This is a genomic window from Microcystis sp. M53602_WE12, assembly GCF_030065455.1.
GTDB classification, from domain to species: Bacteria; Cyanobacteriota; Cyanobacteriia; order Cyanobacteriales; family Microcystaceae; genus Microcystis; species Microcystis aeruginosa.
The window spans coordinates 1-4,692 of sequence record NZ_JASJFB010000451.1; the positions used below are offsets into that span (position 1 = coordinate 1).

Below are 4,692 nucleotides of genomic sequence, written 5' to 3' on the forward strand. Positions count from 1 at the left end.
AAAGAAAAACTTGATTAATAATGTACAGGATTAATTCTACTACAAAATTGGAAGGAGGAGGCAACCATCGACCCCTACCTCCTACACTCCGAGAATGATTATTATTCTTGAGCATGAATAGTTTATTTTTTGGAAGTCCCTTGGTTAGCCTGACCGTCTCCCGGACTAATCACCCTGAGCTTATTGGGCCGTTCCAGGGTGACATCGGCGATCGTTGTGTACACCAGAGGTGGGCCGATACGACTGGGACTCTCGTAGGTGATAGTGGCGGTAAAGGCCAGGGAACGAGCGGCACTTAAGCGATCGCTCATTTGCTTGAGAATTGCTAGGGCCTTGGGTTCAATTTTTGCGGGAGTTTCTGCTGAGACCGGGGAAACGATTCCCAGCCCAGAGGAGCTAATTAGACCCAGTAAAAGGATTTTTGGCAGAAAATTCATGGCAGCTCTGAAAATCTAGTTTTTGTTAATGTGCTTAGACTGCTCGCAAAAATAACCGAGGAATTATTAATTAAACTGGTGACTTGTTTTTTGATTGATTGATGGCTTTTACCGCTTCTGTTGCTGGAGAACCTCCATTTTATTTCTCAATTCTAAGATTTGGTTGTTTTCATCAGCAAAAGTTTATAAATTTGACCTGGGGGAAGTCAGGGCATTGTTCTGTCGAAAAAGAGTCACGACTCGAGGTAATAAGTAGGGAGGCACAATTATTTGTAGGATGGGTTAGCGGTAGCGTAACCCATGCGGGCGTTGGGTTTCATGCTTCAACCCAACCTACGTTCATCTTATATTTAATTCCACCCACCCACTTAGATGGTAGTTTTCACAATTTCGACATTCAAGATTGTAGCGTGTCATCAAAATTTTTCTTGCCATCTCACGCCAAAATCGCGATAATCTTCACAGTTTCCTTTCGCCGACTTGTTCTCTAATGAGATGAAATATATCCCCCTGCTTCGGGTTAATACTTTGTTACCCTTTGTTACGTTTCTTCATCGCATCGGTTCCCCCACGGAAAAATTATTAGAGGAGGTAAAATTACCCTTATTTGCGCTCGATCATCCCGAATCTTTAATCCCACGTCATCAGGCCTTCTCGTTGATCGAGAAAGCGGCGCACAGAGAAGGTATAGACAACTTAGGATTATTAGTAGGGAAGGCAACTTCGATCGCTGATTTAGGGACTTTCAGGCGAATTATTTGTCAGTCTTTGACTGTCTATGATGCTTTTAATACGGTCAAAAACATGATCACTGCTAACAATTCAGGGGAAATATTCTGGATTAAAGAACAGGAAGAAACCGCTTATTTTTGTCAGCGTTATCTCCACAATCAGGAGGTTAATTGTCATTATGCTGCCCAATTTGCTTCAAGACTGATGATCGAATTAGTTAGTATCGCCCTAGGAAAATTATGGCAGCCACCGACAATTTATCTTCAGGGTGAGCGGGGCTGCGAATTAAAAGATGAATCTTTAAGCAGAACTAAAATTCGTGCGGGAATGGGATTTACCGCTATTGTTTTTCCTCGTTCTTTTCTGAGTTTACCTCTTAAATTTTCCGTAGCTTTAGATAATAAACCGAGTCAAAAAGATCGGGAAAATCTCTATTCTTCCTCCCCTGTACAGAATATATAGCGGTTCTCGCATCTGTGCGGCACACTTAAACCTTTGCTGATTAAGCTGTTCAGGATCGGGAATGTACCTCTTGTGAATCAGAAACGCTATAAGTGGCTCTTTAAAACAGGTGATTACTCCTCTTTTACCCAACGGTTATCCCGATATTAACTTAGCCAAAGAAATCACCGGCATGAGTGTCCGTACCCTACAAAGAAGGTTAGGAGAAGAAGGTTTAACCTATACTCAGGTAGTGGAAAAAATTCGTTTTGAGCAAGCAGTTTTGTGGCTGCAGGAACCCCAGATAAAATTAATTGATATTGCCATGGAATTAGGTTACAGTGATACCGCCCATTTTACTCGCGCTTTTAAGCGTTGGACAGGATTATCACCTCGGGATTTTCGTCGTCAAAAATTGGCTAATTATCAATAGACCTCTAGAGGAGGGGTAGGGGCCAGTGTTCTCGGAGTCTGGACAAGAAAACACCAAGAGATTGAACAAAATTAATTACACCTATGGAAGGGACTATTGCAAGAGTGCCTATCCTAACCAAAAAATTAAGGCTCTCTTGGTTTAGCTTGGTTAAATATGGCCTAGCATACAGTTTTTCTCAGGTGATCCCAGAAAGATTAAGGATAAACCACGGAGGCACAAAGAACACAGAGAGGAAGACAGATTCGAGCGGTAAAACTTATCACTTACATTCCAGCAGAGGATGTCAGCTTGTTCCAAATTCAGGCGTTGAGAAGTTTATGCCACTTTTCTGATCGGCTTCTGGCAAAAGTCAAAAAGTAATCAATAATGATATGCAAGGGTTAATTATTGCTCCTATGGCAACAGTGCCTCTTGCCTGACTTGCACCAGAAGTCTGTTTGTAGCTTCGGAAATTGTCAAAACCGAGATGTAGTTACTCATTGAACACCACAAAGGCTAATATATGGAGTGTTATTTATGAGCCATTTATCCCTATCCGAACAGATTACTGAGGAACTTCTGGCAATCCTGATCGAAGAAGAAGTCACCTATCCCTGGGATGTAACCGCTGTTGAGAGTCATGATCCCTTAGACCTGACAGAAACGCCCTTTTCTCTGTGTGAAGGACTAGAAGCGACGGCGATCAAAGCACAAGCTGATAGATTCTTTAACAGTTTACACCAAAAATTCCCGACAGTTTCCGTTTCACCCCGGTCTAATATCTTTGATAAATTTGCCTCTTTATTGCCGGCCGAACATTTAAATCGTCTAGTAGAAAGCGCTGAAAATCTAGTTGATAGTCAATTAGACAACCTTGATCGCCTTGTTGTTTGTCTTAGCGATCTCTTTCCCCAATGGTCTCCAGAAGATTTACAGGTTTTTGCTCGTCCCTACGCCTATACTATGCGTAATGGCCAGAGCGAAACGACTATCGAAACCGAAAATTGGCAAAATCTTTCCGAAATTGAACAAATTCGCCGGAGTGCAGCCATTGCCAGCCAGATTTTCCGCGACTTGTCTTCTCCTGAATAATCATCTCATTTTATTTTGCACGACTACATTAGGTTACACTTCATCTTTATGAGAAACGCTATATCTCTTTATCTGATTTTTTGCTTTTTGTTTCTACCCGTCAGAAAGATTCTATAACTTGTGATTAACTTTGAAAGCACTTTTTAGGGTTGGATGCGTCTGATGACGCATCCTATATTTTCAAAGTTTCTTACATTTTGCTGAGAATACGCTGGACTATATCCATTCCCGTGAAGGCTTGCCAGCCAAAAAGACCTAAAATGACGGCATTAAGGGTAATATGGGTGATTCTGGCCAATTCATTGCCTTTTTGCATTAAAGGTACTAAAGCGGCACTGATCGAGATTAAACCCACCATCCCTAAACCCGCCAGCAGATGGGGACCGACAAATAATTTACCGTTATTAATATAAGTTACCGCCATACCCCCGATCGTCCCCAACACCATTAAAGCGAGGATTAGGGAGCCAATTTGATAGTGTTTAGTGCGAAAATCCTTGGGCAATAATTCTTTTTTTAGGTCTTTATCTGCTGTACGCGTCCGTCGCCATTGTAGCCCCGAATAGAGGGCATAGATAGTTAATCCTAATAAAACCCACATTAGAATGGGATGGCCAAATTGTGACCAAGTTTTTACGGCACTGGGAATCTCGAAGTTCATAGTTGTCTGTTCTCATCAAAGATCGCTTCTTATTGACACTCCCGTCACTAAAAGCGAGGGATTCTTGGTTCATAGAGTTTCCCTAATCTGACAGGACGTATCCAACATTCGCCAGAGGGAATCTCTCCCCCCCAACCGACGTCGGGGGGTCAAACGGTTTAATCTTTTTTCCGCTTGGCGATAGTATTGCGGTATTTCTACCGTTTCCCCATCACTATTAGCGTAGAAAACTTTTAAGCCTACATCCAATCCTACACATCTTTTAGTCGGTTCTAAGGGTTTTGCCTATTCCCGAATATCAACGCTAAGGCAGAATTGGACATAGTAACCGTCTGCTCGTTTAACAATCCTAACTCGTTTAATTTGGTCTATAGGGTAAAAGTTTAAGTCTCTAGTTCCTTTCAGTTTAACCGTGCCAAGATTTTTCTTATCTGTGAAAGTAATTTTTTTCTATCCTCCGATAGTTGACCGCCACAGTTTTTATATTCCACAGAACGATTATTTTTCTGAAACTTGGGATAACCTTTTTTACCTTTTATTTTTTTCTGACAATTGTCATAGAAACGGGCAATCGCTGACCAGTCCCGTTCTGCCGATGCTTGTCTAGCCGTAGAATTTAGAGTATCGACAAACTTGAACTGTTGGGCGAGAACTGCACAATATTTATTGAGAGAATATTTATCGATTTTGTCTTCTCTCTTGGCATCCATCCAAAGCCTTAATGCTTTGTTTCTGATGAATTGTACTGTACGAATAGCTTCATCTATGGCAGAAGACTGACTTGGTTTGACCACTGCTTTCATTTCTAAGATAATCATTGTTTATCGACCTCAAACAACTTATTTTAAGTTAACCTATACAGCAGAGATTGTCAAGATTTTAGTCGTGCTTCGCTCTTTTATATTGGTCGGGGT

General features: G+C 41.5%; 5 protein-coding genes and 1 pseudogene. 3 read left to right on the forward strand and 3 right to left on the reverse strand.

All coding sequences use genetic code 11. From position 1 onward, the window contains the following. Nucleotides 1–122 precede the first annotated feature (122 nt). A complete protein-coding gene (locus PX482_RS15120) occupies nt 123–437 on the reverse strand; it encodes a DUF2092 domain-containing protein (RefSeq protein WP_288028229.1) in 315 nt (104 codons plus the stop codon). Nucleotides 438–932: 495 nt separating this feature from the next. On the opposite strand from PX482_RS15120, the gene PX482_RS15125 reads away from it, so the two are divergent. The 3 genes from PX482_RS15125 to PX482_RS15135 all read left to right on the forward strand — a co-directional run bounded on the left by PX482_RS15125 (nt 933) and on the right by PX482_RS15135 (nt 3,117). Next, nucleotides 933–1,631, forward strand: a complete 699-nt coding sequence (locus PX482_RS15125; RefSeq protein ID WP_002760894.1) for an AraC family transcriptional regulator ligand-binding domain-containing protein — start codon at nt 933–935, stop codon at nt 1,629–1,631. A 109-nt stretch (nt 1,632–1,740) separates the two neighbouring features. Continuing rightward, entirely contained in the window at nt 1,741–2,043 is a 303-nt protein-coding gene (locus PX482_RS15130) for a helix-turn-helix transcriptional regulator (protein ID WP_002760893.1), read from the forward strand. A 519-nt stretch (nt 2,044–2,562) separates the two neighbouring features. Then, complete coding sequence (locus PX482_RS15135; protein WP_002760892.1) at nt 2,563–3,117, forward strand: hypothetical protein; 555 nt, start codon at nt 2,563–2,565, stop codon at nt 3,115–3,117. 190 nt (nt 3,118–3,307) lie between these two features. On the opposite strand, the gene PX482_RS15140 is transcribed toward PX482_RS15135, so the two are convergent. Then, nucleotides 3,308–3,778, reverse strand: a complete 471-nt coding sequence (locus PX482_RS15140) for a DUF4079 domain-containing protein (protein WP_002760891.1) — start codon at nt 3,776–3,778, stop codon at nt 3,308–3,310. A 138-nt stretch (nt 3,779–3,916) separates the two neighbouring features. Then, a pseudogene (locus PX482_RS15145) lies at nt 3,917–4,596 on the reverse strand (RNA-guided endonuclease InsQ/TnpB family protein); the annotation flags it as partial. Between the last annotated feature and the right edge of the window lie 96 nt (nt 4,597–4,692).